The organism is Kitasatospora sp. NPDC059827 (genome assembly GCF_042731675.1).
In the GTDB taxonomy this organism is placed as follows: Bacteria; Actinomycetota; Actinomycetes; order Streptomycetales; family Streptomycetaceae; genus Kitasatospora.
Map to the genome: position 1 here is coordinate 53,411 of NZ_JBHWIV010000003.1, position 24,144 is coordinate 77,554.

General features: G+C 71.5%; 25 protein-coding genes. 15 read left to right on the plus strand and 10 right to left on the minus strand.

Features of this window, described 5'->3' with window-relative positions:
- Positions 1-71 precede the first annotated feature (71 nt).
- A complete protein-coding gene (locus tag ACFV8H_RS02580; protein ID WP_380396205.1) occupies positions 72-725 on the plus strand; it encodes a hypothetical protein in 654 nt (217 codons plus the stop codon).
- A gap of 101 nt (positions 726-826) precedes the next feature.
- Complete coding sequence (locus ACFV8H_RS02585; protein WP_380396206.1) at positions 827-1,567, plus strand: BTAD domain-containing putative transcriptional regulator; 741 nt, start codon at positions 827-829, stop codon at positions 1,565-1,567.
- A gap of 244 nt (positions 1,568-1,811) precedes the next feature.
- Here the strand turns inward: ACFV8H_RS02585 and ACFV8H_RS02590 are convergent, their stop codons facing one another.
- The 5 genes from ACFV8H_RS02590 to ACFV8H_RS02610 all read right to left on the minus strand — a co-directional run bounded on the left by ACFV8H_RS02590 (position 1,812) and on the right by ACFV8H_RS02610 (position 5,848).
- Positions 1,812-2,699, minus strand: a complete 888-nt coding sequence (locus tag ACFV8H_RS02590; protein WP_380396207.1) for a hypothetical protein — start codon at positions 2,697-2,699, stop codon at positions 1,812-1,814.
- Between the two features lie 152 nt (positions 2,700-2,851).
- Complete coding sequence (locus ACFV8H_RS02595; RefSeq protein WP_380396208.1) at positions 2,852-3,283, minus strand: NUDIX domain-containing protein; 432 nt, start codon at positions 3,281-3,283, stop codon at positions 2,852-2,854.
- The gene (locus ACFV8H_RS02600; RefSeq protein WP_380396209.1) at positions 3,229-4,128 is read right to left on the minus strand and encodes a WbqC family protein; all 900 of its coding nucleotides are present in this window, start codon (positions 4,126-4,128) and stop codon (positions 3,229-3,231) included. The genes ACFV8H_RS02595 and ACFV8H_RS02600 overlap by 55 nt, the downstream gene beginning before the upstream one ends.
- The gene (locus ACFV8H_RS02605; RefSeq protein ID WP_380396210.1) at positions 4,070-4,744 is read right to left on the minus strand and encodes a YdcF family protein; all 675 of its coding nucleotides are present in this window, start codon (positions 4,742-4,744) and stop codon (positions 4,070-4,072) included. Before ACFV8H_RS02605 ends, ACFV8H_RS02600 begins: the two co-directional genes overlap by 59 nt.
- A 9-nt stretch (positions 4,745-4,753) precedes the next feature.
- The gene (locus ACFV8H_RS02610) at positions 4,754-5,848 is read right to left on the minus strand and encodes a helix-turn-helix domain-containing protein (protein ID WP_380396211.1); all 1,095 of its coding nucleotides are present in this window, start codon (positions 5,846-5,848) and stop codon (positions 4,754-4,756) included.
- A 189-nt stretch (positions 5,849-6,037) separates the two neighbouring features.
- Here ACFV8H_RS02610 and ACFV8H_RS02615 point away from each other — a divergent pair, with 189 nt between their 5' ends.
- From ACFV8H_RS02615 to ACFV8H_RS02640, 6 genes are all read left to right on the plus strand, one after another.
- Positions 6,038-6,454: a hypothetical protein gene (locus ACFV8H_RS02615; RefSeq protein ID WP_380396212.1), complete on the plus strand. Its 417-nt coding sequence runs from the start codon at positions 6,038-6,040 to the stop codon at positions 6,452-6,454.
- 175 nt (positions 6,455-6,629) lie between these two features.
- Complete coding sequence (locus ACFV8H_RS02620) at positions 6,630-7,028, plus strand: ATP-binding protein (protein WP_380396213.1); 399 nt, start codon at positions 6,630-6,632, stop codon at positions 7,026-7,028.
- Positions 7,029-7,316: 288 nt separating this feature from the next.
- Positions 7,317-7,454, plus strand: coding sequence for an albusnodin family lasso peptide (locus tag ACFV8H_RS02625; RefSeq protein ID WP_380396214.1), 138 nt, complete (start codon positions 7,317-7,319; stop codon positions 7,452-7,454).
- 69 nt (positions 7,455-7,523) lie between these two features.
- Positions 7,524-9,341, plus strand: a complete 1,818-nt coding sequence (locus ACFV8H_RS02630) for an albusnodin/ikarugamycin family macrolactam cyclase (protein WP_380396215.1) — start codon at positions 7,524-7,526, stop codon at positions 9,339-9,341.
- Positions 9,334-10,068 (plus strand): lasso peptide biosynthesis B2 protein, encoded by a 735-nt coding sequence (locus ACFV8H_RS02635; RefSeq protein WP_380396216.1) that lies wholly within the window; start codon positions 9,334-9,336, stop codon positions 10,066-10,068. The genes ACFV8H_RS02630 and ACFV8H_RS02635 overlap by 8 nt, the downstream gene beginning before the upstream one ends.
- A 7-nt stretch (positions 10,069-10,075) precedes the next feature.
- The gene (locus tag ACFV8H_RS02640) at positions 10,076-10,627 is read left to right on the plus strand and encodes a GNAT family N-acetyltransferase (RefSeq protein ID WP_380396338.1); all 552 of its coding nucleotides are present in this window, start codon (positions 10,076-10,078) and stop codon (positions 10,625-10,627) included.
- 106 nt (positions 10,628-10,733) lie between these two features.
- Here ACFV8H_RS02640 and ACFV8H_RS02645 read toward each other — a convergent pair whose 3' ends face one another.
- Complete coding sequence (locus ACFV8H_RS02645) at positions 10,734-11,939, minus strand: helix-turn-helix domain-containing protein (protein ID WP_380396217.1); 1,206 nt, start codon at positions 11,937-11,939, stop codon at positions 10,734-10,736.
- A gap of 204 nt (positions 11,940-12,143) precedes the next feature.
- On the opposite strand from ACFV8H_RS02645, the gene ACFV8H_RS02650 reads away from it, so the two are divergent.
- The 4 genes from ACFV8H_RS02650 (at position 12,144) to ACFV8H_RS02665 (ending at position 14,203) form a co-directional block, all read left to right on the plus strand.
- On the plus strand, positions 12,144-12,779 hold the full coding sequence (locus ACFV8H_RS02650) for a Uma2 family endonuclease (protein WP_380396218.1): 636 nt from the start codon (positions 12,144-12,146) through the stop codon (positions 12,777-12,779).
- 104 nt (positions 12,780-12,883) lie between these two features.
- Positions 12,884-13,414 carry a GNAT family N-acetyltransferase gene (locus ACFV8H_RS02655; RefSeq protein WP_380396219.1) on the plus strand — a complete coding sequence of 177 codons (531 nt, stop codon included), beginning with the start codon at positions 12,884-12,886 and terminating at the stop codon, positions 13,412-13,414.
- Between the two features lie 172 nt (positions 13,415-13,586).
- Positions 13,587-14,000, plus strand: a complete 414-nt coding sequence (locus ACFV8H_RS02660) for an NUDIX hydrolase (protein WP_380396220.1) — start codon at positions 13,587-13,589, stop codon at positions 13,998-14,000.
- A gap of 5 nt (positions 14,001-14,005) precedes the next feature.
- Complete coding sequence (locus ACFV8H_RS02665; protein ID WP_380396221.1) at positions 14,006-14,203, plus strand: hypothetical protein; 198 nt, start codon at positions 14,006-14,008, stop codon at positions 14,201-14,203.
- A 75-nt stretch (positions 14,204-14,278) separates the two neighbouring features.
- On the opposite strand, the gene ACFV8H_RS02670 is transcribed toward ACFV8H_RS02665, so the two are convergent.
- Together ACFV8H_RS02670 and ACFV8H_RS02675 are read right to left on the minus strand one after the other, a co-directional pair.
- On the minus strand, positions 14,279-14,713 hold the full coding sequence (locus ACFV8H_RS02670; RefSeq protein ID WP_380396222.1) for an NUDIX hydrolase: 435 nt from the start codon (positions 14,711-14,713) through the stop codon (positions 14,279-14,281).
- A gap of 505 nt (positions 14,714-15,218) precedes the next feature.
- Complete coding sequence (locus ACFV8H_RS02675) at positions 15,219-16,550, minus strand: MFS transporter (RefSeq protein ID WP_380396223.1); 1,332 nt, start codon at positions 16,548-16,550, stop codon at positions 15,219-15,221.
- A gap of 327 nt (positions 16,551-16,877) precedes the next feature.
- Between ACFV8H_RS02675 and ACFV8H_RS02680 the strand changes: the two genes are divergently transcribed.
- Positions 16,878-18,521, plus strand: a complete 1,644-nt coding sequence (locus tag ACFV8H_RS02680; protein WP_380396224.1) for a hypothetical protein — start codon at positions 16,878-16,880, stop codon at positions 18,519-18,521.
- An 84-nt stretch (positions 18,522-18,605) separates the two neighbouring features.
- Here the strand turns inward: ACFV8H_RS02680 and ACFV8H_RS02685 are convergent, their stop codons facing one another.
- Positions 18,606-19,064 carry a VOC family protein gene (locus ACFV8H_RS02685; protein ID WP_375894462.1) on the minus strand — a complete coding sequence of 153 codons (459 nt, stop codon included), beginning with the start codon at positions 19,062-19,064 and terminating at the stop codon, positions 18,606-18,608.
- 136 nt (positions 19,065-19,200) lie between these two features.
- Here ACFV8H_RS02685 and ACFV8H_RS02690 point away from each other — a divergent pair, with 136 nt between their 5' ends.
- Together ACFV8H_RS02690 and ACFV8H_RS02695 are read left to right on the plus strand one after the other, a co-directional pair.
- The gene (locus ACFV8H_RS02690; RefSeq protein WP_380396225.1) at positions 19,201-20,448 is read left to right on the plus strand and encodes a hypothetical protein; all 1,248 of its coding nucleotides are present in this window, start codon (positions 19,201-19,203) and stop codon (positions 20,446-20,448) included.
- Positions 20,449-20,655: 207 nt separating this feature from the next.
- The gene (locus tag ACFV8H_RS02695; RefSeq protein ID WP_380396226.1) at positions 20,656-22,155 is read left to right on the plus strand and encodes an alkaline phosphatase PhoX; all 1,500 of its coding nucleotides are present in this window, start codon (positions 20,656-20,658) and stop codon (positions 22,153-22,155) included.
- A gap of 30 nt (positions 22,156-22,185) precedes the next feature.
- On the opposite strand, the gene ACFV8H_RS02700 is transcribed toward ACFV8H_RS02695, so the two are convergent.
- Positions 22,186-23,787, minus strand: a complete 1,602-nt coding sequence (locus ACFV8H_RS02700; protein WP_380396227.1) for a PucR family transcriptional regulator — start codon at positions 23,785-23,787, stop codon at positions 22,186-22,188.
- Between the last annotated feature and the right edge of the window lie 357 nt (positions 23,788-24,144).

The following is a 24,144-nucleotide window of genomic DNA, read 5'->3' on the forward strand; positions in this document are numbered from 1 at the left end:
GCCCGGGCGTCACGGTGGTGTGACGGGGGGCGGTGCAGGCTGGGCGCAGGTTCTTCAAGGAGGTGCTGACGATGAGCACTCGACGGATCCTGCGGGCCGGGGCGAGCACGGCCGTGGCCGCGGTCCTGGCTCTCGGCGGCGGCGCGCTGGGCGCGTTCCCGGCACACGCCCAGGACTTCGGCCCGGACACCTGCCGCCAGGGCTTCGTCTGGCGGGACGCCCGGCCGGGCGACCACGTCTGCGTGACCCCGGACATCCGGTCCCAGGCGGCGTTCGACAACAGCCAGGTGCCCTTCCGGACCCAGGCGGACGGCTTCTGCGTCCAGGGCTTCGTCTGGCGCGAGGGCTGGGTCGGCGACACCGTGTGCGTGACGCCGGAGACCCGGGCGCAGGCGAAGTCCGACAATGCCCAGGCCGACGACCGGCGGCTGGCGGTGCGGATCTGGGCCGACGACACGAACGGCCGACTGGAGCTCAGCGGTGACCACTTCAACGTCGACGGCCGGGTGCGGCTGCAGATCGTCCTGAACTCGACCGGCACCGTGGAGTGGTCGCAGACCGTGACGGCGGTGCGCAACGCCGGGTTCGCGGGCGGCAGCTTCGGCCAGGTCACCGGCAATCCGTTCAACTGCGAGACGAAGAACGCCACCGCTCGGGCGATCGACCTGACGTCCGGCCGGGTCACGGCGTCGATCCCGGTCGGGTACTGCGTCAACTTCGACTGAGTTCGGTTGAGGTCTGCTGAGGTCTGCTGGGGTCGACAGCCCGCGGCGTGCGGAGCAGCATGGAGAAGAGGCTCGTCCGTACGCGAAGAGTGGGTGGTTCGATGGCCTGCGGCGATCGGCGCCCGCAGGGCAGTGGCGCGGGCGTTCGACTGGGCCTGCTCGGCGGCTTCGCCCTTGCGGCGGGCGGCGCGCCGGTGGCCGTGTCCGCGGGGGCGGAGCGATTACTCGCGTTCGTCGCGCTGTGCTGCAACGGGAACGTGCCGCGCGGGCTGGTCGCCGGGACGCTGTGGCCGGACGCCACGGAGCGCTGCGCGCTGGCCAGCCTGCGCTCGGCGCTGTCCCGCCTGCCGACGGCGGGCCGTGCGGCGCTGGAGATCGGCCCGGCTGAGCTGAGGTCGGCCGACGGCGTCGTCGTGGATCTGCGCGACGCCCGGTCGCTGGCCCGCCGGATCCTGGCCCCCGGTACGGAGCCGGGGCGGGACGCCTTCGGGCTGGCCGCGGTGGAGGACCTCTCGGCGGACCTGCTGCCGGGCTGGTACGAGGACTGGGCGCTGCTGGAGGCCGACAACTGGCGGCGCCTGCGGGTGCACGCCCTGGAGGCCCTGGCCCGCGCGTTCGTCGGCGCCGACCGGTTCCCGGAGGCCGTGGCCGCGGCCGGCGCCGCCGTCCGCGCCGACCCGCTGCGCGAGAGCAGCCAGGCGTGCCTCATCCGCGCCCACCTCGCCGAGGGCAACCCCGGTGACGCCCTCCAGGACGTCGCCCGCTACGAACGCCGGCTGCGCACCGAACTCGGCCTGCCCGCCCCGTCCCGCCTGTGGAGCCTGGTCGCCCGGGCCCGTTAGGGCTCGGGCCCCATTTCGCCCGTCGTCGGGTGAACACCCGCGCGTGATCTGCTTCGTTGGGTAGTTCTACCGCCGTTCCCCGCCATCCACCCCCCACCCGCCTGTCGGCGGGTGCCCGCCCCGGCCCTCGCCACGTGCCACCTGGCCAGGCGGCGCGCGTCGCTGGTGGAGCAGGGCGAAGCACCTGTCGGAAGCGAGAGGGCCCTGTCCCTGCGGTGCCCCTTCGGGCTGGCGGGAGCCTGTCTCAGGCTGCGATCTGTGCAGGCCGAGTGCTGGTCATTGCGGAGCGCAGGGCGGTTCGGACTCGGGCGGCACCTGCGGCGGCCACGTCCGCGCCCTTGTGGGCCGTTGGCGTTCGGATGGTCAGGCCGGCGCACGGGCGGCAGATGCCCGGTCGAGGCACGGGGTCGTGGCAGTTGGCGCACTCGGCGTACCGGGCCGGTGGCCGTGCAGCGGGCCGGGCGGGCGGCATCTTGTGCTCCAGGCGGTAGCGGAGCACGGCGGCGGCCGAGTGCACCGGGGCGGGCAGGCCCGACAGCAGGGCTTGGGCGAGGTCGGCGTGGGCCGCGCCGCGTTGCAGCCACTGTGCGACGAGGGGCGCGAGTGCGGCGGCTTCGGCCTCGCCCAGGCGTAGCCGGGGTTCGGGGCGGATCACCCGGAACAGAGTGGCGACCGCTGCGCGGATCTCGGGTGCTTCCTCCCCTCCTCCCCGGTCGCTTTCGTCTGCCGGGCTCGGGGGGAGGGAGGGTTCTTGCTGCCGGTCCTTTACAACAGGGCTGCCAGCACGGCCGGTTGCCGGTTCGCCGGGCGCCGGACGGGTGGTACCCGGCGGCGCCGTGAGGTGCGGGGTGTCGTAGACGTGGGTCTCGGTGATGATCGTCCCGTCGGGCATCCGGATCTTCTCGGCCCGGTAGTACCCGGCCTCGGTCAGCTCCTTCAACGCCTTGCGGACGGCGCCACGCCCATGCGGGCTGCTGTCGGCCATGTGCCGCCCGTCCTCGCGCCAGCCGTCGGGGCGGGAGAGGAGGTCCGCGAGCAGGCCGCGGGCGGTGTAGCTCAGCCGCCGGTACTGGAGTACGGCGTTGGGTAGCACGGTGAAATTGCGCACGTGGGCGCTACGATGGATCCGCATCGGGAGGTTTGGCTCCTGGTGCCAGACCCCGGAGCGTTGGCGCGCTGCCGGGGTCACCTGTTTTTGATTGGATTACGGAACGTATCATGTTAATTGACGCTGCGTGAGACGTTCGCGGCATTCAGTGTGCTGATGTAGCTACCGGTTTTCGGCTACCCGGCGGCGAGGAGGTCCCCGCGTTCGATAGCCTCGCGGAGGACCGTGGCGATCTCCTGGGGCAGGAGGTTGATCGCGTCGAGGGCCTCGGTGGTGAGGGGGATCTCCTCAAGGACGTACTCGCCTCGGCCTTCCTGACTGAACTCGGGGCCGGTGCGGTCTTCGAAGCTCCACTTCTCGATCGCGGTGAGGTAGAAGTCCTGGCGCTCGTCGTCGGTCTCGATGGTGTGGAGGAGACTGACGATCTCAGCCTCGCCGGCGATCTCCTCGCGGACCTCGCGCAGCAGAGCCCCCTCGGGGCTGGCGTCAGTGGGCTCGATCTTGCCGCCGACGATCACCCAGTACGGGTCGATGCCGGGGCGGATGCGCTTGATCAGCAGCAGGGTGTTGTCTGGGGAGAGGAGGACGGCTCGGACGCGGTGCTGCAAGGTGGTCTGCTTTCTGGTCGGTGGTGCGAGGCGGTCGGTGGAGGAGCCAATCTCCGCTCGTCTTGCCGATGAAGCTCGGCAACCGACCGCAACTCGGTTGCCAGAGAGCTCGGACCGATTTCTGCAAGCGCCCGCAATGCCGTCACTCGTCTTCCTCCCTGCCACACGCCATCCTGTGGCGCACCGAACGGGAGTACCGTGAGTCCCCGCGAGCGGAAGGGCGCGTGGTCGATGTATCGCAGGCCGCCAGGTCCGCACAGGTAGTTGATCGAGCCCGCTTCCGCGGCGAGGTCGGCCAAGCGTTCGGAGCGCCCTTGGCGGGCTGGCAATCCGGAGCTGTGGAGGGTCTGCCCGGGCCAGCTGAGGATGGCGAGCAGCGCCCGGGTGGACTCCTCGGCGACTACGGCCGTCCGGTCCGTTTCCTTGAGGATTGCGAGGACCGGCGCGAGTACTGCTTCGACAGCGGGCCAGTGCGGGCTGCGACGGTAGGCATGGTGGACCATCCCAGCCATGCGGCGAACGCTCAGCTCGGGGTTGGCGAGACGGGCCTCGCAGATGAGGGTGGACCGTCCGGTCGGCAGGTGGGTCGGAAGGGAAAGCCACCGCGAACGCCGTGCGTCGCCGAGGTCGGCGATGCGCGCGCGATGTTGATAGTCGCGCCGGGCGAACTGGACATCGTCCAGCACCACCCAGACATCCGCCGCGAACACCTTGGCCAGGGTGCTCAGTCGGGGAAACAGGTTGGGCTGATGGACAGCGCTTGTTCGGCCAAGTGGCGGAAGAAAATTAGGACTTGATGAGTCGTGTGTCGAAGCCGGCGCGGCAAAGCCGGTCGTAAGCGGCATTGGCTTCCTCCGGGACCTCCTGCTCGACGGCGAACCCGAGCTTTGGGTACTCGATCACCCGTTGCATGTCCCCGACGAGCATGTCGATGACGTGCTTCTCGTTCCCGATCACCTTCACATAGCCGTTGAACTCCAGGGGTGCCGAGGAGCAGACCACCTCAACGTCCGGCCACAGCTTGCGGCAGGTGGCGAACGCGCGCCTCTCCATGTAGGGCATGGCGATCAGCATCACGGATCGAACCTTGCGACCGGCCGAGGCCAGCACCTCTTGCGAGAGGCTGATGTTCTGCCCGGTGTTCGTGGCCTTCGGCTCAAGCAGGATCGCAGACTCCGGGACGCCGAGTTCAAGAGCGTGCTCGCGGAAGTGCACCGCCTCGCCCCGGGGGAACCGCTCCGGGTGTGTGGGATTGGGGCCGCCGGTGAAGACCAGGGTCGGGAAGAGGCCCGTGTGGTACAGCTCGGCCGCGTAGACCGGCACTCCGAGATCGTGGCTACCGAGGCCGATCGCCGCATCGCACGGCCGCAGCTCGTGGTGCATCTGGTGGTAGTCCCAGATCGTCTGGGCATCCCGCCACTGCTCATCTGTGATCGCAAGCTGAATGTCCGCCACCCGCATACTCCTTGATCACCGGCGTCCCAGAGCGGGCTGGCGGCCGTAGTTCCGCCGGATGCCGTCGATGCTCTGTAGTTGGTGACTCATACCGTACTTGGCGGCCAGTTCAGCGGTCGCTGCGAGAACAGCGAGCCCGTCGGCGGTGGTAGCCGGGTCTGACAGGAGGATGTGTCCGTGCGCGGTGTCGAGACGGACCCGCTGCATCGGCGAGTCGAGCACGCTCGTCGAGCGGGCGATGTCGATGAAGTGCAGCGCGGCGGAGAGGTCACCGGCCCCGCGGTGGGCCAGTGCGAGCTTCTGCTGGGCGACCGACCAGTCCTCGACCTCGGACAGGTCCTCGAAGTCCCGGCTGGCGGCCTGCATGACTGAGGCGGCGTAGTCGTGGTTCCCGTTCTTGCTGAGTGCGGTCCCGACCCACAAGCGGGCCCTGGCACGGTCACGGCGGCTGAGTCGGTCATCGGCGGTCAGCTGTTCGTACTGGCCGGCTGCGCTGTTGTGTTGTCCCGACATCTCCGTGACCACAGCAAGCGACAATTCGATCTGGGCGATGCGGCGGGGAATCTCGAGTTGGGCGAACATCGTCCGCGCAGCGGAGTACGACTGATGGGCCGAGGCTGATCCGAGCAGCGCGCCCTGGTCTCGCCGCAGGTCTCCCACCAGCGTCGTCGAGCGTGCGAACAGATACAGGCCCTTGTCGTCCAGGTCCCGCGTCGGCCACCGAGTCAACCACCTGCTCAGTAACTGTTCCGTCAGGCCGAAATTTTGCCTGCTCAGGGTTATGGCTGCCCGCTCGATGTCCTCCGCCCAGGACTCGTAATCCCACAGGCGGGGCCCGGCCTGTAGGACGCGGGCAGCCTTGCCGGGGTGTGGACGCCCGGATAGCTCGGTCTCGAACCGCAGATGCACGGCGGCGTCGGCCTGGGAGAGCGCGGTATCGAGGATCGCCTGCGTATCGGGGCGTGGGTGCGTAGCAGCTCCCAGTGCCTCCCATTTGGAGATCGTTCGCTCAGCCACGCCAAGGCGCTGGGCGAAACCGCGCACGCTCAGCCGGAGGGCTTTGCGTAAGGCGGCGGCCTCCAGCCCCGTCCACTCGTGCACGCTCGCCATGCCCGCGGCCCTCCTTCTCGGAGCAGCCATCGAAGCACGCCCCGCTGGCGCGGTGCGGGGAAAGTGCAGCGGAAGTGCGACACAGCGTCATTTCGGCGCTGGTGGCGAACCGTCACTCTGGAGTCATCAGCCGCCGGGAGGCAGTTGCGCCAGCCACCTGCTTCCTCGACGCCCTGGATGGTCGTGATCATGGAATCCCTGACCGAGCACCGCGATATCCCAGCCCCGCTGGTCTACGGCTACCTGCGGCTGATCGACAGCGGGTACGAGCGGGAGTCCGCGCTCCAGGCTGTGTTGCTGGAGTACTGCCGCCAGCATGAACTGCAACTGTCGGGCGTCTTCACCGAACGGGAGAATCTCGGCAATCGTGAGAGCGCCGCGTTCACCGGGCTTCTGGACGCGCTGGCACTGCCCGACATTTATGGCGTCGTCCTGCCAGCCAGGGCCCACTTGGGCCCGGGGCCGGTCGCGGTCGAGCGGCACCGGCAGATAGCCGCCCTTGGACGGCGACTGCTGGTCATCCGCCCTTCGGCCGGGCTCGGTCCGAACCACGAGCGGTTCGGACCGGCGCCCACACCACACCACCGATCTTCCCGGAGCCTGTGATGGCTGCTACCCGTCGCCCGCAGTACCCCGCACCGATGTCCTTCGGGCCGCGCAGACCTGGCTGGGACCGCTCACGGCGGATCGCTCCGGCGACTGCGGCTGCTGGCTGGGGCGACTTCTCCCCGGCCTTCGACCTCCAGATGGGCAGGGCCTTGTGAGTACGGTGCCTGCCTCGGTGCCCGCCGTCGAGAAGTGGTCCGTCGTCCACCTGCCCTATCAGCCCGAATCGGCCTCGGCCGCCCGACGCTTTGTGCGGGACAAGCTGGCCGCATGGGGCCTTGAGGTGCTGCTGGACAACGCCGAGCTGATCATCTCCGAGCTCGTCACGAACGCTGTGAAGACCGGCTGTCGACGGCGCATGACCGTCCGGATCGACCGGATCAGTACCGCGTTGGTGCGGATCTCGGTGACGGACGGCTCCCGCGTCCCGCCGGTGCTGCTTGATGCGGGCGAGGACGACGAGTGCCACCGGGGTTTGGCCCTGGTCAACCGCCTGACCCAGGGACAGTGGGGTACCACCATCGAGCCCCTCGGCAAGAAAGTGCACGCCGACCTGCGGGCCGGTGTGACGTGAGCGGCCGACACCGCGGTCGGCTCCGCTACTTGATCGGAGCCGTCCTGCTCGCGTCCTGGGCAGCCCGAAGCCTCGCGGTGCTCGGCACCTTGGTCAAACGCCAGTGCACAGGCGAACTGTTGTCCGAGATCGAGGTGCCCCTGCCGGATGCCCGACCTGGTGAACAGCTGCGCCCTTGAGACTTCCCTCCCGGTCTACGCCGGGTCGGAAACGCGGCACCACGTGGTGCCGAGCCCTGCCGACCGACGGGGCGGCAGGGAGAGACCCCTCTGTGTTCGAGGAGAACGAATGAACGAGCTGATCCACATCGTCGACACCGAAGACGAGGACGAGCCGGCGCTGGTCCAGGTCGGTGACGCCGCCGCCCTGACCGAGGGCCAGGGCGGCGGCAGCAGCGAGGACAAGCGGCGCGCCTACAACTGCTGACCCGACGTGTTGCCGCCCCCACCCAGTGGGGGCGGCAACACCCCGTCCGGCCCCGGAAGGAGTCCCGTGGTGATATTCGGAGGATTCAGCACCACTCGCGTCACCCCGCGCCCACACGGCTCTCGGCTGTTTGCCGAGGGCTCCCGCTGCTGGCGGCTCGGCGATGGGTCGGCCACCATGGTCACCGGGCAGGGCGGAGCGCGTCGAGTCCTGGTGCTGGGCCTGTGCGGAGCCAGCGATTTCGAGCTGTCCTGCCTGGCCGACACCACGCTGCCTCCCGATGTTGCCTGGCGGTGGCCCGGTGCCTACGCGGTCGTCGAGGAAACGGCCGACTCCGTGGTGGTGCACACCGATCCGGCCGCCGCCCACCCCGTCTATGCGACGCGGTACGCGGGCGGCTGGGCCTGGTCCACCTCGGCCCGCATGCTGGCCTCGCTCACCGGCGCCGCGATCGACACCCAGCGGCTGGCGTGCGCGGTCTTCCTGCCCTCCGTCCCGGCCCTGGCCGGGACGAGGTCGTTCTTCGCCGACATCGAGCTGCTGAACCCCGGCCACCGGATCGAGCTGCCTGCCGACGGCGGATCGGCCCGCCGCCGGCCGGTGTGGCGCCCGGAGCCGTTGGCTGGCCGTCATCCCGGCCTGAAACTTCACGACGCACTCGCAGCGGCCGTTGCCCTGCGAACCACGGCCGACCCGGATCTGTCCAGCGACCTCTCCGGTGGCCTGGACTCCAGCAGTGTCGCCGTCCTTGCTGCCGATTCCCTCCCGGCCGGACACCGGCTGAACGCGGTCACCGTCCACCCCGACGGCAACCAAGCCGGCGCTGACCTGCGGTACGCACGGCTCGTGGCCACCCGCAGCGGCCGGATCGACCACTGCCTGCTGCCCCTGACCGGCGACCACCTGCCCTATACCGCCATCACCGAGATCCCGGTTACGGACGAGCCGCCGCCCTCGACCCTCACCCGGGCCCGCCTGACTGCCCAATTCATCTGGATGCGCGACGAGTTCGGCACCCGGACCCACTTGACCGGGGACGGCGGTGACAGCGTGCTCTTCCAGCCACCGATCCACCTGGCCGACCTGATTCGCCATCGTCGGTTACGCCGAGCGGTGAGCGAGGCGACCGGTTGGGCCCGCCTTCGGCACACCGGCGTGCCGCTCCTGCTCCGTGACGCCACTCGCGCGGCCCGGACCAGCCGAACCCAAGCTCTGCACCGTCTCGCCGAGACCGTCGGGACCCCGGGCCGCAATGACCACGGCACGGTGATCTGGTTCCCACTCGTGCCGTTCCCCGCCTGGGCGGAGCCACCCGCCCGCTACCTACTGGTCCAGGCCGGACGCGAAGCCGTCGCGGCGGAGGACCCGCTGACCGGCCTTGACGCTTCCGTACGGGTGCTGGTGGACGAGATCCGGGAGATCGCCCGCACCGCGACCGCCGACGCCGCCCTCGCCGCAGTCCACGGAATTGACCTGCAGAACCCGTTCCTCGATTCTGCCGTGGTCGACACCGTGCTCCGGACCCCGTTGGACCAGCGCCCCGCGCTCCACCGCTACAAGCCGCACCTCGCCAGCGCGATGGTCCGCCTGCTGCCAACGGAACTCGTGGCTCGTACCACCAAGGGTAGTTTCGACACCGATCACTACGCCGGGATGCGCGCCAACCTCCAGGACCTGACGAACCTGGCCGACGGCTACCTCGCCGCCCTCGGCCTCCTGCACCCGGCCAGATTCCGCCACCATCTGCGCCAGGCCGCAGCCGGGCTGCCGATGCCGCTCGCCACGATCGAGCAGGCCTTGGCGGCCGAGGCATGGCTGGCCACCTACCACCGCGCCCCGGCCCCGGACTGGACCTACGACCAGGCCAGGAGCAACCCCGATGACTGACCTTCCCGCCTTCGTCACCGCGCCCGCTCACATCAGGGTTGTCGACTTCGGCCACGTCCTGGTCTTCGTCGACTACCGCACCGGCCGTGTCCAAGGACTCCTCCCGGCCGCGGCCGAACACTGGCGGCAGATCGCCCGCACCGGCCGCACCGCGGATTCGCCGTCGGCGCTGGCCGAGCAGCTCCTAGGCGCCGGGCTCCTGTCTCCCGCAGCTGTCCCGGCACCGTGGCGGTCGCCGCCGCTGACGGCAGCCCCCGGCGCAAGCTGGGGGAGCACCGAGCACCCGGCAGGCGTTGACCGCCCCGCCCGCGCCCCCGTGGGCGCCACCCTGGCCGCAGCCAGTGCCCTCGCCGCGATCCTTGCCGTCAAGTGCGCCGGCAGCCCTACGACCGCGATGCACCGCCTCACCCGGACCATCCACCTGGCCGCGTCAACCTGCCACCACCCGGCCACCCCGTACCAAGCGGCCGCCGCTGTCCGGGCCGTTCGTGGCGCGGCCTGGCACTCCCCGGCCCGAACCGCCTGCCTGGAAGAGTCCGCCGCTGCCGTGCTGCTGCTGGCTGCTCGCCGCCTCAGCGTTACCTGGTGCCACGGAGTCGCCGCCGACCCGGTCCGCCTCCACGCCTGGGTGCAGACTGAGGACGGCAGCCCCGTTGCCGAGCCGCCGTCCACCCTCGCCTACGCGCCCGTCCTCACCCTCGGAGCCCACCATCGCCACCAGCTCTGACCCGATTATCTGGGTCCGCGACAACACCTGCGGCCTCGGCCCCTACCGCGCAGATCTGGTCGAGACGTACTGGCGCTGGGAACAGGACCCGGCCCTCCTCGTCGGCTACGGTCGCCAGCAACCCGAATCCCTGGAGGCCCGCACCGAAGGCATGGCCGCCCAACTGCGCGGTGACAACATCCGGTTCACCGTCTACGACCTTGGCGGCGAGGTGCCCGTCCCGGTCGGTGTCGTCACGCTGCTGCCCGACCCGTCCGTGCGCACCGCCGAGTACGTGATCATGCTCGCCCCCGAGTCCCGGGGGAAGGGCCTGGGCACCGCCGCGACCCGGCTCGTCCTCGACTACGGCTTCCACATCACCAACCTGCGGATGATCTGGCTCAAGGTCCTCGCCCCCAACGTGGCAGCCGTCCGCGCCTACGAGAAGGCCGGGTTCCGTGCCGTCGGCAGTCTCCGTCAAGCCGGTTACTGGCTCGGCCAGGTCTGCGACGAGCTGATCATGGATGCCCTTGCCGTGGAGTTCCCCGGCCCCTCGGTGATCACGTCTCTTCTGACGTAGGCCACGAGGACGATTGGCGCAGCGACATGGCGTGGAGGCCACTCGCCATGTCCGTCCCGGCCGCGGACTCCGCGCACCTCGGTGCCACCCGGATGCTGACCACCCATCAGTTGATGATCACGGATGTTCCGAGGATCGATGAGAGCTTGCGCAGCTTGGCCGTGGTGGCGCTGCCCGTGCTCGCCTTCTGTGCGATCACACCGGGAAATCCCTGATGCCGAGCCCAACCAGGCGCGGCCGAGCACACCTCGAGCAGGGTGTCCAGGGCGGTGTCGGACTGCCGAGTCTCGGCTTGGGCGAGTGCCACATCCAGCAGCATCCGGTTGCGCGCCGACGGGGTGAGCGAACTTGTGTCGCCGATTGACTCGAACAGGCTGAGTGCCTTGCCAGGTCGACCGGTTGAGACGGAGATCCCGATCGCCTGTGCGGTGACCGTTGCCGGTCCGAACGCCGTGCCGTTCACCCTCACATCCCGGCCCATCCGGGCCGCTACCGCACGCCCCTGCGACAGTAGATCGTCAGCGCCGTCCACGTCCCCCTGGCGAGCAGCGACGACGGCCGCGAAGGTCACGTGCCACCCGTAGGTGGCGAGCATCCCGAGGTCCCGGTCCCCGTACCTGGGCTCAATGGACTCGTACGACATGCGGGCGGCTGCCTCCGCCTGGTCGAGCCGGGCGTCGCGTACGTAGATCCACGACCGGCCGGATGCGACCATGGCCGAGCGGACGGTGTCCCCGGCGCGGTCGGCCTGCTGTTGTGCGTGCCCGATTCCGGCGTACGCGAGATCTCGGGCGCCGAACTGGTTGGCCACATAGGCGGCGAGGCGGTAGGCATCCGCGAGGATGCCCGCCGCCGTACTCTTCTGGCCGACCGGGGCGGCTTCCAACGTGGCCGCGGCTTCGCGCAGCGCTGGGGCGACGCGTACCCCTGCGCCCACGTAGTCTCCGGAGCGGTAGGCCTCCCACACGGCGGCGAGTCCGGCTGCGAGTTCGGCCGGGGCCGGGGGCTGTACGTCGATGCCGACGCCGGCGGCGGTGTCGTGGACGGTGCGGGACAGCTCACGCATCATCGCCCGGTCGGCGCCGTGCATCGCGCGGCGAGGAGCCTGTTGGCCGAGGATCACCGACACCTCGGTGTGCAGAGCGGCCGAGATGCGCAGCAGCGTTTGGAGGCTGCCGCCGAGGTTGCGCTCCGCCTTGCGGATCGTTGCCACGGATAGGCCTGACGCTTCGGCGAGCTGTTCCTGTGTCATGTCTGGCCCGCGTAGGAGCTTGATGCGCTCGCCCGTGGTGTAGTCCGTCCACTGCGTCATGGTGGTCCCTTCCGGGTGCACGGCCGTACCCGGAAGGTACCCGCTCCCATGGGCGGGCGGACACGCTTCGGCTCCGAGTTCTGTGCTCGGCTTCGATGTGTGAGGGGCGTTGAGCGTCAACCTGCTGGCACGCAAACCTCCCGTTCGGGGGAAGGAATCGTGCAGAGGTGGCACATCTACCAGCGGGCGGCCAGGTTGGGGAGTATGTCGTCTGTCGTTGCGGCTGGGCGGTGGGTCTTGCCCGAATCGGCCTATGCGCTGTGGGCTCGTGGCGAACTCGATGAACACCTTCGGTTGCCTGAGGTCTTGAGGGTTGAGGTGATCGGTGGGGAGTTCGTGGTGACGCCCTATCCAAGTTGCGGTCATGCTGCGGCCGTCTCGGGGATTCAACGGGCGGTGCTCTGTGCCGAGTTCGCGAACCCGTATTTCCGATGGCGGGTGGTGCAGGCGGTTGGTCTCGACCTTGCGGAGATCGGGGACGGCTATGTTCCGGACCTCGTAGTAATGACCTCAGAGGTCGAATCGGCGATCATGGCGGAGGCGAATGACCGGTACCTTCGACCAGCTGATATCAGCCTGGTTGCCGAAGTGACCGCGCCTTTCAGTGCGCAGAATGATCGCCGTGCCAAGAGGCAGGGGTACGCGCGGGCCGGGGTGCCCTACTACCTGCTGGTGGACCGGGACCCGTGGCAGTCTGGCGTCACGCTGTTCGGCGGGCCGAACAAGGCTGAGGGGACGTACAAGGTGCTGGGGGAGTGGAAGTTCGGCGAATCGGTCCGGCTTCCGGAGCTGTTCGGCGTCGAGATCGGCACCGATGCCTGGAAACCCTGGTGTGGATAGGTGAAACGTCGCTGCCCGGGACTCCGGGCAGCGACGTTTCCGCGTCTCCGCTTCGCCCGGTGTACCTGGACGGCGTACGCCTACGACACCTGGAGGACCGCCGCATGACCGTTGAACTCCGCCACCACACCACCCTGCCCCCCGAGGCCCGGCAGGACCTGCTGGATGTGTACGCCGACGTGCGGGCCCCACTGCTGCACCTGCCGAACTACCGCGTCGACGTGTTCGCCGAACGCCTCGACCGGCATGCCGCCGAGCCCGGCTTCGGACTCGTCCTCGGCTGCGACGGCGAGGTGCCGGTCGGCTATGCCTACGGCAACACGATCGAGGGGGGTGACGGGTACTGGAAGCGCATGACCGAGCCCCTTCCGGACGGCTATACGGAGACCCCGGCTCTGGCCATCAAGGAGATCGGTGTCCGGATCCCATGGCGGGGCACGGGTGCCGCCCGCCGAATCCACGACGACCTGCTGCGCCGCCGAGTTGAGGGCCGTGTCACCCTCCTGGTCAACCCGCTCGCCGGGGACGGCAAGGTCCAGCGGCTCTACGAGACCTGGGGCTACCAGGCGTTCAACGCGCAACAGCCCTCGCCGGACTCGCCCCGGCTGACCGCGATGATCCGGCCGATCCGCTGAGCCTGGGGCGGTGGTGCCTGGTACTCCACGCTGATGCTGCGCCAACCAGCTGTTGCGCAAAGCTCTCGTTCGGGATCGTCGACGTGATCTGGGTTCCGCGAGAGTCGGTGGCCCGCTTCATCGACGTCGATACGATCTGCCCACCCAGCCTGGCCGCCCTGGAGGAGCAGACATGACACAGCAGAGTGCGGAGGAACGCCCGGGAATTGCCGCCGCGATCGTGGTCCGCGGAGGCCGCGTGCTGATGGTGCGGCGGCGGGTCAGTGAGGGCCAGCTCTCCTGGCAGTTCCCGGCCGGTGAGATCGAGGCCGGCGAATCGCCCGAGGAGGCGGCCGTTCGCGAGACCGCGGAGGAGACCGGGCTGGGTGTGGCCGTCGTCGGTTTCTTGGGCGAGCGGGTGCATTCGAAGACCGGCCGGCTGATGTCGTACACGGCCTGCGAGGTCGTCGGCGGCACCGCCGAGGTGGTGGACACGGACGAACTGGACGCCCTTGCGTGGGTGGCCCTCGCCGAGATCCCCGAGTACGTGCCGTACGGGCTCTTCGAGCCGGTGCAGGCATACCTGGACATTGCGCTCACTGCCTGACCGAGGTGGACGGCGTCGGGGTCGCCGAGTTGGTCGGCGAGGGTGGCCGGTGGCGGGCCGTCGGCGCGCTGCCCGGTCGGGAGGACGGCCCCGCATTCGTCATCGGGCTCGCCGTGAGCGATACGAAGATCGCTGTAGAGCTGTCGCTGGAGTTGGACCAGGCCGGGCAGGAGCTCAGCAGCGCATCGGCAGTAACTTCCTGAGCCGCAGCAGGTCGTCTCGACCGTGGAGTGGCGGGCCCCTCGGGGAATCCGAGGGACCCGCCACCCTCGTACGCCTCAGCGTGTGATCAGCTCGCGAACCGCGTCGCTCACCTCAGGCAGGTCGCTGGGGAGGGCCCATTGGTGGGCGTCGTGCTCGGTGGGGACAACCGGTTCGGTCTTCTGCACGGTGACGGCGAAGTTGAACTGGCGGGTGGTGCCGCCTCGGCTGTTCTTGTAGTCGAAGTGCCCGATGTAGCCGGTGACCTGGTCGATGGTGAGGCCGGTCTCCTCGGCGGTCTCCCGATGGAGGGCGTCCAGGATGGTCTCCCCTGGCTCGACCGTTCCGGAGGGGACCTCCCACAGGCCGCCCAGGTAGTCGTCGGGATTGCGGCGCACGAGCAGGACGCGGCCGTCGTGGTTGATCACGGCGGCGGCGACGAAGCCGGTGATTCCGGCGGTTTCGGCCTCGGCTGCCAGGCCAGCGGCGAACTCGGGGGAGGTGGCGGTCACAGCAGCTCCTTGTGATGGTCGCTGATCTTGATGGCCGCGCGGACGTACTGCTCGGCCAGCTCCAGATCCTGTTCACGATGCCAGGCCGGGAGCTTGATCGTCTGGGCGTGTGCGCGCTCGGTAGCCCGCCGAGCTCGTCCGGCCGGTAGATGAGCGTCAACCCGTACCAGGGCGGGACCACCCCTTCGGGTAGCTCGGTGGCCTCCGGGCCCGGTATCCGGGCCAGTTTGCCGTGCGGCCACAGCCATTTCGACCTGTCCCGGAGGCCGCCCCCGGCAGCCGGGGGCGGCCTCCGGGCGCTCATTGGCTTCTTCCGGCAGGGCGGCACGCGGTGAGGCCCGGGGCGGGCACCCGCCGGGAGGCGGGTGGGGGGTGGATGGTGGGGAACGGTGGGGGCCTGGCCGAGGAAGCGGATGATGCGCGGGTGTTCAGCTGGTGACGGGAACGCCGCTGCCCGGGACTTCCGAAGGGGGAGTCCCGGGCAGCGGCGCTTTCAGCGTTGGGGTCAGGCCGTGCGGGGTTTGCGGGCGACGGCGAGGGCCAGGGCGGTGCAGAGGAGGGCGGCGACGGTGGCGAAGCCGCTGATGGCGGGGAGGAGGCCGTAGCTCTTGACCAGGGCGCCCACGATGACGATGGGGAGGGAGCTGCCGAGGTAGACGATGATCCACAGGGAGCTCATCTCGGAGCCCCGGCGTTCCGGGTTCATCGCGGCGACGGCGGTGGTGAACAGGGAGCGGAAGGCGACGCCCTGGCAGGCGCCGCCGAGGACGCTGCCGATGAAGAGCAGCGCGGGGGTGTCGGTGTACCCGGCGGCGACCACCAGGCCCAGGCCGGTGGCCAGGCCGGTCATGCCGAGGGCGATGACCGTACGGTCGGCGGTCGGCGGGACGATCAGCTGGGCGGCGGCCGAGGAGCCGAGGAGCAGGGCGGCCACGATCGCGCCGGTCAGGTGCGAGGGCGTGTGCAGCAGCTTGGCGGAGAAGGCCGGGGCCAGGCTGAGGTAGACGCCGAAGACCGCGTAGGAGATGAAGCCGGCCGAGGCGGCGAGCAGGAACTCGCGGCGGCCGGCGACCGGCAGGGCGAGGCGCTGCGGGCGCAGGTGGGCCGGGGTGGTGATGCGGGGCGGTGACGCGGGCGGGCGGTTGCGGCCGGGCATCCGGGGGTGGACGACCGCCAGCGGCACGCAGAGCGCGAGCAGGGCGACGGCGTGCAGCAGGAAGGGCGTCAGCAGCGGGTCGGAGCCGTTCGCCAGCAGGGCCCCGACGACCGGGCCGAGGGCGACGCCGCCGGCGGAACAGGCCAGGGTGAGCTTGGCGGCGAGTGTCGGGTGGTCGGGCAGCAGGTCGCCGAGGGCGGCCCCGGCGGCGCCGGTGGACAGGCCGACGGCGATGCCCTGGACGGCCCGGCCGAGGGCGAGCTGCCAGAAGCTGTCGGAGGTGGCGAACACGACGTCGCCGGCGGCGGCCAGGACCACGGCGGGCAGGATCAGGGCGCGGCGGCCGAGGTGGTCGGACCAGTGGCCGACCACGGCCAGGACCGGGACCAGCGCGAAGACGTAGATCGTGAAGAGGATCGTGGTGTCGAGCGGGCCGAGGCCGAGGCGCTGCTGGATCATCGGGTAGATCGGCGTCGCCAGGTTGGCACCGATCAGCATGAACAGCAGGGCGGCGGCGACCAGGCCGACGCGTATGCCGCGCAGCGCGTTCCAGCGGCTGATCGCGGCGAGCTGGAGCTGGGCGCGGGGCGCGAGCTCCAGGGGGAGCAGGGCCTCCGACAGTCGGCGTCCGTCGAGCTGCGCGGTGCGCAGCACGGAGCCGGCGGGGGAGAGGTCCGCCATGGCAGGGGTCTCCTGTGGCCGGGCGCCACCGGGGTCGGCTGGGTGTGCCGGCGCGCCCGTCCTGAGGCGCTGTGGTGGTGGCCGCGGTGCGGGGCTCCCTGGTGGAGCGGGTGAGCTGAGAGAAGGGGCTTCGTTGCCCGGTGGCCCGCGCGGGGTTGTGCGCGGTGCCAAAGCGAAGGATAAGGGGTGGGCGCGTGGAAGCGGCGCGCGCCCCTTTGCGCGCCCTGTGAGGCCGGGCATCGGGGGTGCCCGGCCTATACGCTGAGGTGGTAGATCGACACGCGGAGCTGTTCGAGCTGACCGCTGGCTGAGGGAGAGCACACGACGATGGCCGGACGACGTCGGAAGAACACGGGGGCGGGGGCTTCGGCCGGAGAGGGCGCGGCCGAGGCGGTCCTGCCCGCGGACCTGGAGCTCCAGGACCTCTACGGGGCGTTCGCCGCGCACGGTCTGGACGACGAGGACCTGGACGACGCGGCGATCCTGGTGCCGCCGGTGAAGCTGCCCGCGGAGCAGGAGCTGGCCGAGCAGGCGAAGGCCGTGCCGATGTTCGGCTACGCGCTGGCGCTGGCCCGCTGGGCGTCCCCGCACCGGGTGGTGGACGAGTTCGGGGACCTCGTCCAGGAGGACCGGGCGCCGGTCGCCCGGCTGCTCGGGCTGGCCCCGGCCGAGGGCGAGGTGCCGGAGGAGGCCGAGGTCGAGGCGCTGCGGGCCTGGTCGCTGGCCTGCGACCTGGACCTGGTGGAGCTGGGCACGACCAAGGAGGGCGAGCACGTCGCCGTCCCGGGCCCGGACCTTGAGCCCGCCGAGCGGGGGGACGCGGAGACCGTCCTGGAGCTGTGGCTGACCGCCGCCGGGATCGTCCGGGAACTGGCGGTGGAGGCGGACTCGCTGCCGGAGCAGGACGAGGCGGCGGAAGCGTCGGCGGACCAGGCGGACCAGGACGAGACGGACGAGGACGACGAGGACGGCCTGAGCGAGGTCGAGGAGGCCCGGGACGCCGCCGCCGAGCTGCTCGACGAGGCACTCCAGGTGCTGTACGAGACCACCGCCTTCGCCGAGCCGGGCAACGAGACGGTGCCGCTGGGCGTGCTCGCCGCGCTGCTGGTGGTGCCGGAGGGCGAGGAGCCGAGCGAGGAACTGCTCGGCGACATCACCGACGTGATGGTCGCGCTGGACCCGATGCTGGGCGACCTCGCCGAGCTGGGCCTGCTGGAGTACCGGCCGATCGACCCGGAGCTGTTCGACGAGGAGGAGGGCGAGGAGCCCGCCCTCGTCGGGGAGGCGCCGCTGGACGAGGAGGAGTCGGCCCGCTTCGGGCTGGTCCGGCTCACCCCGCTCGGCCAGTACGGCATCCGGCAGTGGCTGCTGGAGGACGGCTACGACGCCCCGCTGGTCGGCGAGCTGGCCCAGGGGGACGCCGCCGAGCTGCTGCGCGGGGTGTGCGAGGCGGCCAACGTGCTGCCGGAGGAGGAGCTGCGGGTCTGGGTGGCCGGACGGGAGCCGGAGCCGGCGGCGCGCGAGCTGCTGGCGGCGGCGCGCGGCGACGACGCGTACGGTCCGCTGCGCCGGATGCTGTGCGTCTCGGCGCTGAACCTGCTGGGGGCGGGCGCCGAGCCCGCCGCCCGGGAGGTGCTGGACGACCCGGAGCTCGGCGGTGCGGCGCGGGCCTGGCTGTCCGCGCTGGGCGCGACGGACGTGCCGGTGCCGGAGCGGACGATGGCGCTGTGGACGGTGGTCGACACCTTCGCCGCCCAGCTGCTGGACAGCGGCGGCGACGCGGCGCTGCTGCGCGAGCTGATCACCGACCTGCCGGTGAAGGGCGACCCGGCGTCGTGGTTCGGTGAGCTGTGGCGGGTCGACCACCCGTACACGGCGGACGTCCTGGAGGCGATCGGCGAGCTGCACACGGACCGGGCGCTGGCCAAGGAGGCGCGCAAGGCGGCCTTCAAGGCCCGGTCGAAGGGCTGAGGAGGCGCTGGAGGAGGCGTTGAGGAGGCGCCGAGGAGGCGCTGAGGAGGGGCGGGCGAGGACGGCGGAGGGACGGACGACGGGCTACGGGAGGTCCAGCGAGCCGTCCTCGGTGAAGGGGAAGAACGGGTTGTGGGCCAGCTCCCACAGGTGCCCGTCCGGGTCCTCGAAGTAGCCGGAGTAGCCGCCCCAGCTGGTCGGGACCGGCGGCTTGACCACCACGGCGCCGGCCTCGACCGCGGTGCGCAGCGCGGCGTCCACCAGGGCGGGGGACTCCAGGTTCACCGCCAGGGTGACGCCGCGGAAGGAGGGTTCGCCGGTCGCGGGCACGCCCGCGTCGGCGGCCAGCTCCTCGGAGGGGAAGAGGCCCAGCACCGAGTCGGAGGTGCGGAACCAGACGATCTCCGGGCTGGAGGCGGCGGAGCGCCGCCAGCCGAGGTCCTGGTAGAACCGGGCGCTGCGGTCGAGGTCGGAGACGCCGAGGGTGACGATGCTGATCCGGGCGGGGAAGGCGGGCTGGGCTGCGTCGTTCTGTGCTGTCATGCCGCCAGCGTAGGGAGGGCTGCTGACATCGTGGCCGATGGACACGGCCACCGCCCCGGTACGGCAGCGGAGCTGATGACCCGGCAGCTCCCGGCACGTAAAGTGGCGTCAGCGGTGCGGGCGCGAGGACTCGGGGGTGCGGCAGAGGATGGTGCGGGAGAGCGGCGGAAGGCCCCAGGAGTGGAACGTCGAGCGGTCGGGGCCGGAGCGGTCGGGCGGGCCGGAGCGCTTCGCCGGCCAGGAGGACTTCTCCCGCCGGACCCTCGCCACGGTGGACTTCCCGGTGTACGGCGTGGTCGGGCCGCCCGGCCGGGGCGAGGCGCTCGCGGCCTTCGAGACCTGCGGCGGTGAGCTGCGCTGGGTCGAGGTGCAGTGCGGTGACTGGACCACCGCGGCCGGGCCGTACGTGACCGTGCGGACGTACCGGCCGGGGGCCGACGGCTGTGAGGTGCTGCCCGAGCTGGAGGACGTGGTCGAGGACGAACGGGACCGCGTCTACGAGCAGTTGGGCGTGGACGAGGGGGACGGGCCGGGGCGGGTGCGGACGCTGCGGGAGTGGATCACCGTGGACGGTGAGCCCTGCGCGGTGGAGGTGCACGAGGACCGGCCGGTGCCCGGCGGTGTGGCGGGTGGCGGGGTCTCGGGTGGTACGGCAGCCGGTGGGGCCTCGGGTGGTACGGCAGCCGGCGGGGCGTCGGGCGGCGGGTCGGAGGCCGCCGGGTCGGTGTGGGCCGTCCGGTTGCGGGTCCACGGGCAGGCCGTCACGGTGTGCGGGCGCGGGCTGCCCCCCGGCGGGGTGGAGCTCGCCGGGATCGGGGACTTCGACTGCTACCTGCGCGGGCGCACCGAGCTGCTGCGCGACCTGGCCTCCCGGCGGGCCCGCTACGTCCCGGTCGAGGAGCGTGAACTGCCGACCGCTGCGGGGCTGGAGGCGCACCGGGAGCTGATCGCCCAGAGCATCGCGGAGGCCGCCGCGATCGAGGCGCAGGTGCGGGTCGGGCGGACGCCGCGGCTGCCGCGCGGGCTGCGCGGGGACGTCTGCGCGGTGCGCTGGGAGGCGGCGGTGCGCCAGCAGATGCGGCTCGCCACGGAGACCCGGGAGGAGGCCGCGGCGGCGGTGACCTCGATGGTCAACCACCTCAACCGGCTGTCCCAGCAGACGCACTGGCTGATCGGCACGCCGCAGGGCGAGGCGGCGGTCGAGGAGGTGGTCCGGTACACCGTGTTCGCCAGCGAGGTGGCGAGCCTGCCGGCGCAGCGGGCCTGGGAGCAGCTGTGGCGGGAGCGTCCGGGGACGGCCGGGTCGGGCACCCCGGAGGAGCACCGGCTGGTGGAGCAGCTGTGGCTGGCGGCCTGGGAGCAGTGGCGGACCGGGCGCGGCTGACCCGCGCTCGACCGATGTGCGCTCGACCGATCCGGGCGGGGCTGACCCGCGCTCGGTAAAGCGTGGGTCATGTGTCGGTCATCGGTTGGCAAATGGTCGCCTCGTCGTGCGATGGGCGTCATGCCGGGTTCACCCCTGCGGCGGAGTCTGCTGGGCGTCGACGACCTGCCTCGACGCCCGTACACCCCCCCCCCAGGAGTTGCTGCCATGTCGCTGTCCCGTCGGGACTTCGTCAACCGTTCCACCCTCGTCGGGGCCGGCGTGCTGATCGCCGGCGGTGCCGAGGCGCTGGCCAGCGCCCCCGGTGCGATCGCCGCGCCGGTCGGCGGCGAGGCCCCGGTCGCCGCCGCGGCCGGTGCCGCCGGGACCAACGCGGCGGGCGGCGCCGCGATCGGCTACGGCCCGCTGGTGCCGGACCCGGCCGGGCTGCTCTCGCTGCCCAAGGGCTTCTCGTACAAGGTGCTCAACCGGGCCGGGCAGACCCGGCTGCGCACCGGCGAGTTCACCCCGAGCAACCACGACGGCACGTCCGCCTTCGAGGACGAGCGCGGCGGCAACCTGATGGTGGTCAACCACGAGCTGTCCGGCGCCCGGGCCAACTGGCCGCACCCGGTGCCGCTGACCGAGGGGCACGTCTACGACCCGGGCGCGGCCGGCGGCTGCACGATCGTGCACGCCAAGCGGGACGGCTCGGTCGAGCAGTGGGTCGGCATCGCCGGCACCGCCACCAACTGCGCGGGCGGGGTGACCCCGTGGGGCACCTGGCTGTCCGGCGAGGAGACCGAGGACAAGGCCGGCAAGAACGGCTTCACCAAGGACCACGGCTACGTCTTCGAGGTCGACCCCTTCGACGACGAGTACAACCGCGACCCGCAGCCGGTGAAGGCCTTCGGCCGGTACGCCCACGAGGCCGTGGTGGTGGACCCCAAGCGCGGTCACGTGTACCTCACCGAGGACGCCTCCAACCCGAACGGCCTGCTGTTCCGCTGGACCCCGCCGGCCGGCTTCCGGCACGGCCGGTACCAGCTGCGCAAGCTCGCCGCCGACGCCGGCGTGCTGGAGGCCTTCAAGGTCTTCGACGCCCAGGGCAGGTTCGTCGACGACCTCTCCCGGGCCACCAAGGTCGGCACCGTCTACGGCGCCGACTGGGTCAAGGTGCAGGACCGCGACGCCCGGACCGTCTCGGTGCGCAAGCAGTTCAAGGAGGGCGAGGTCACCCGGGCCCGCAAGCTGGAGGGCATGTGGTGGGGTGACGGCGGCTTCTACTTCGTCTCCAGCTTCGCCCGTTCGGAGAGCCCGCTGCAGCACGACGGCCAGGTGTGGTTCTACAACCCGGCGCGTCGCACCATCACCCTCAAGGTGCTGCTGGGCGTCAACGACGACGTCCTGGGCGACCACGACAACTACGACGGCCCGGACAACATCACCGTCTCGCCGTACGGCGGCATCGTGATCGCCGAGGACGGCAACGGGATCTCGCACCTGTTCGGCGCCACCGAGGACGGGCTGGTCTACCCGATCGCCCGCAACGAGCTGAACATCGGCAGCGCGGCCAAGCCCGAGTTCAGCGAGTTCACCGGGGTGACCTTCTCGGACGACGGCCGGACCCTCTTCGCCAACATCCAGGAGCCGGGCATCCAGCTGGCGATCAGCGGGCCGTGGCGCCGGCTGAACGAGCACAAGCGCGGCCAGGGGTACGGAGCCTGACGGAGCGTCAAGTAAACGGCTGCCCGCGGACTACTCGTCCGCGGGCAGCCGCAGTTGCAGCATCGCCAGCAGCCGCTGCTGCGGCTGGGCGAGGTCGATGCCGGTCAACTGCTCGGCGCGGCGCACCCGGTAGCGCAGGGTGTTGGGGTGGATGTGCAGGGCGTCGGCGGCGACCCGGACCTCGCCGAGCGCGTCCAGCCAGGCGAGCACCGACTCGGCGAGCCGGGTGTGGTGGCGGCGGTCGTACGCGGTGAGCGCGGTGAGCCGCGGGTCGCGCAGGCCGGTGCGGTCCTGGAGCAGTGCGAGCACCTCGCTGACCAGCACCTCGGCCTGGACGTCGATCAGCGCCGCGACGTCGAGGTCGACCCCGCCGCGGCCCATCGCGTCCAGGATGCGGTCGGCCTGGGCGCGGGAGTCCGGCACCTGGGACAGGCCGTCGACGGTCGAGCCGATCGCGGCGCGCAGCGGGACGCCGAGGTGCTCCCGGGCGGCGGTGACCACCTCGGCCGCCCAGTCGCGCACGGTGGTCATCGGCAGACCGGGCGGGAGCTCGGGCAGCAGCACGTAGACCCGGGACTCGATCGGGGCGAGCAGTGCGGCGCGGTGCCGGGCGGCGGTGTGCACCGAGATCAGGCCGGTGACGTCGGAGCGGTGCAGCGCCTCGGTGGTGCGGGCCCCGTACGCGAGCACGGTGGCCGGGCGGCGCAGGTCCAGGCCGAGGTGGGTGGCCAGCGACTGGGGGCCGGTGGAGCCCTCCAGCAGTCCGGTCAGCAGGGTCTGGGTCAGCCGGACGTCGGCGGACAACTCGCGTCGGCGGCGCACCAGTTGGGCGGCCGCGACCCGGGCGGCGCCGACCAGGGCCTGCTCGGCGTGGGCAGCCAGCGGCTGGGCGCCCTCCTGCACCCAGATGGTGCCGAGCGGCTGCGCGCCGGCCCGGATGCCGACCGCCAGGCGGCGGCGCAGGCCGAGCTCGGGGTGCGGCTCGACCGCGATCGGGGTGTCCGAGCTGCGCAGGTGCTGGAAGATGCCCCACTCGCGGAGCTTGGAGAGGTACGGCTCGGGGCCCTGCCAGCCGAGGATGGAGAGCCGGCGCAGGTCGTCGACCTCGTCGGAGTCGGAGGAGCGGGAGTAGGCGAGGACCCGGCTGGAGGTGTCCTCGATCGAGACGATGCCGTTGGTGAGCACGGCGACGGTCTGGGCGAGGGAGAAGAGGTCGCCCGCGTTGGGTTCGGGGGCGCCGGGGGAGGCCGGGGCGTCGGGACCGGCGATGATCGCCCGGGCGAGCGAGTCCAGGTGCTCCCAGCGGGTCTCCCGGCGCACCGACAGCAGGGCGACGCCCGCGTCGGTGGCGGCCTCGCGCAGGGCGTCGGCCTGGCCGGGGGCGTCCAGCTTGACCGCGACGGCGGCGGCGCCGGCCCGGCCGGCCGCGCGCAGGGCGGGGAGGGCGGCGCGGCCGCGGGCGCCGATGGCGAGCACGAGTTCGCCGGGGGAGGCGGTCGGCGGGTCCTCCGGGTCGAGGATCGCGACGTCGCGGACGGGGACGTCCAGGCCCTGGGGGGCGGCCTGGAGTTCGACCAGGGGTTCGCCCAGGGACATCAGCAGCTGGCGGAGCGGGAGCCCGGGGGTGGTCACGCCGGGCCTCCTTCATCCGCTCGGACAACGGTGTGCGGTCGATTTTAGCCGGTTGGACAGGACCGGGACGGTCCGACGGTTCCGGCCGGGGCGTCCAGCGGAGGGTGGTGCCGAGAGTGGCACCGCGAGTGGTGCCGAGAGTGGTGCCGAGGATGGTGCCGGTGGGGCAGGTAGGGCGGATGGGGCTGCCGTGACCGTTGTGTGATCGCTTTCGTCGGTCCGGACAACGCCGTACGGGGGAATTTAGCCGCCCGGCCAATCAAGTGGCCGGGCAGCCAGGAATAGCGTTCGTGCTGTGGCCCGTGCGTGACCCGCGCAGGCCTTCCCCCGCATTGCAACGAAGGAGAGCGTGCGCCT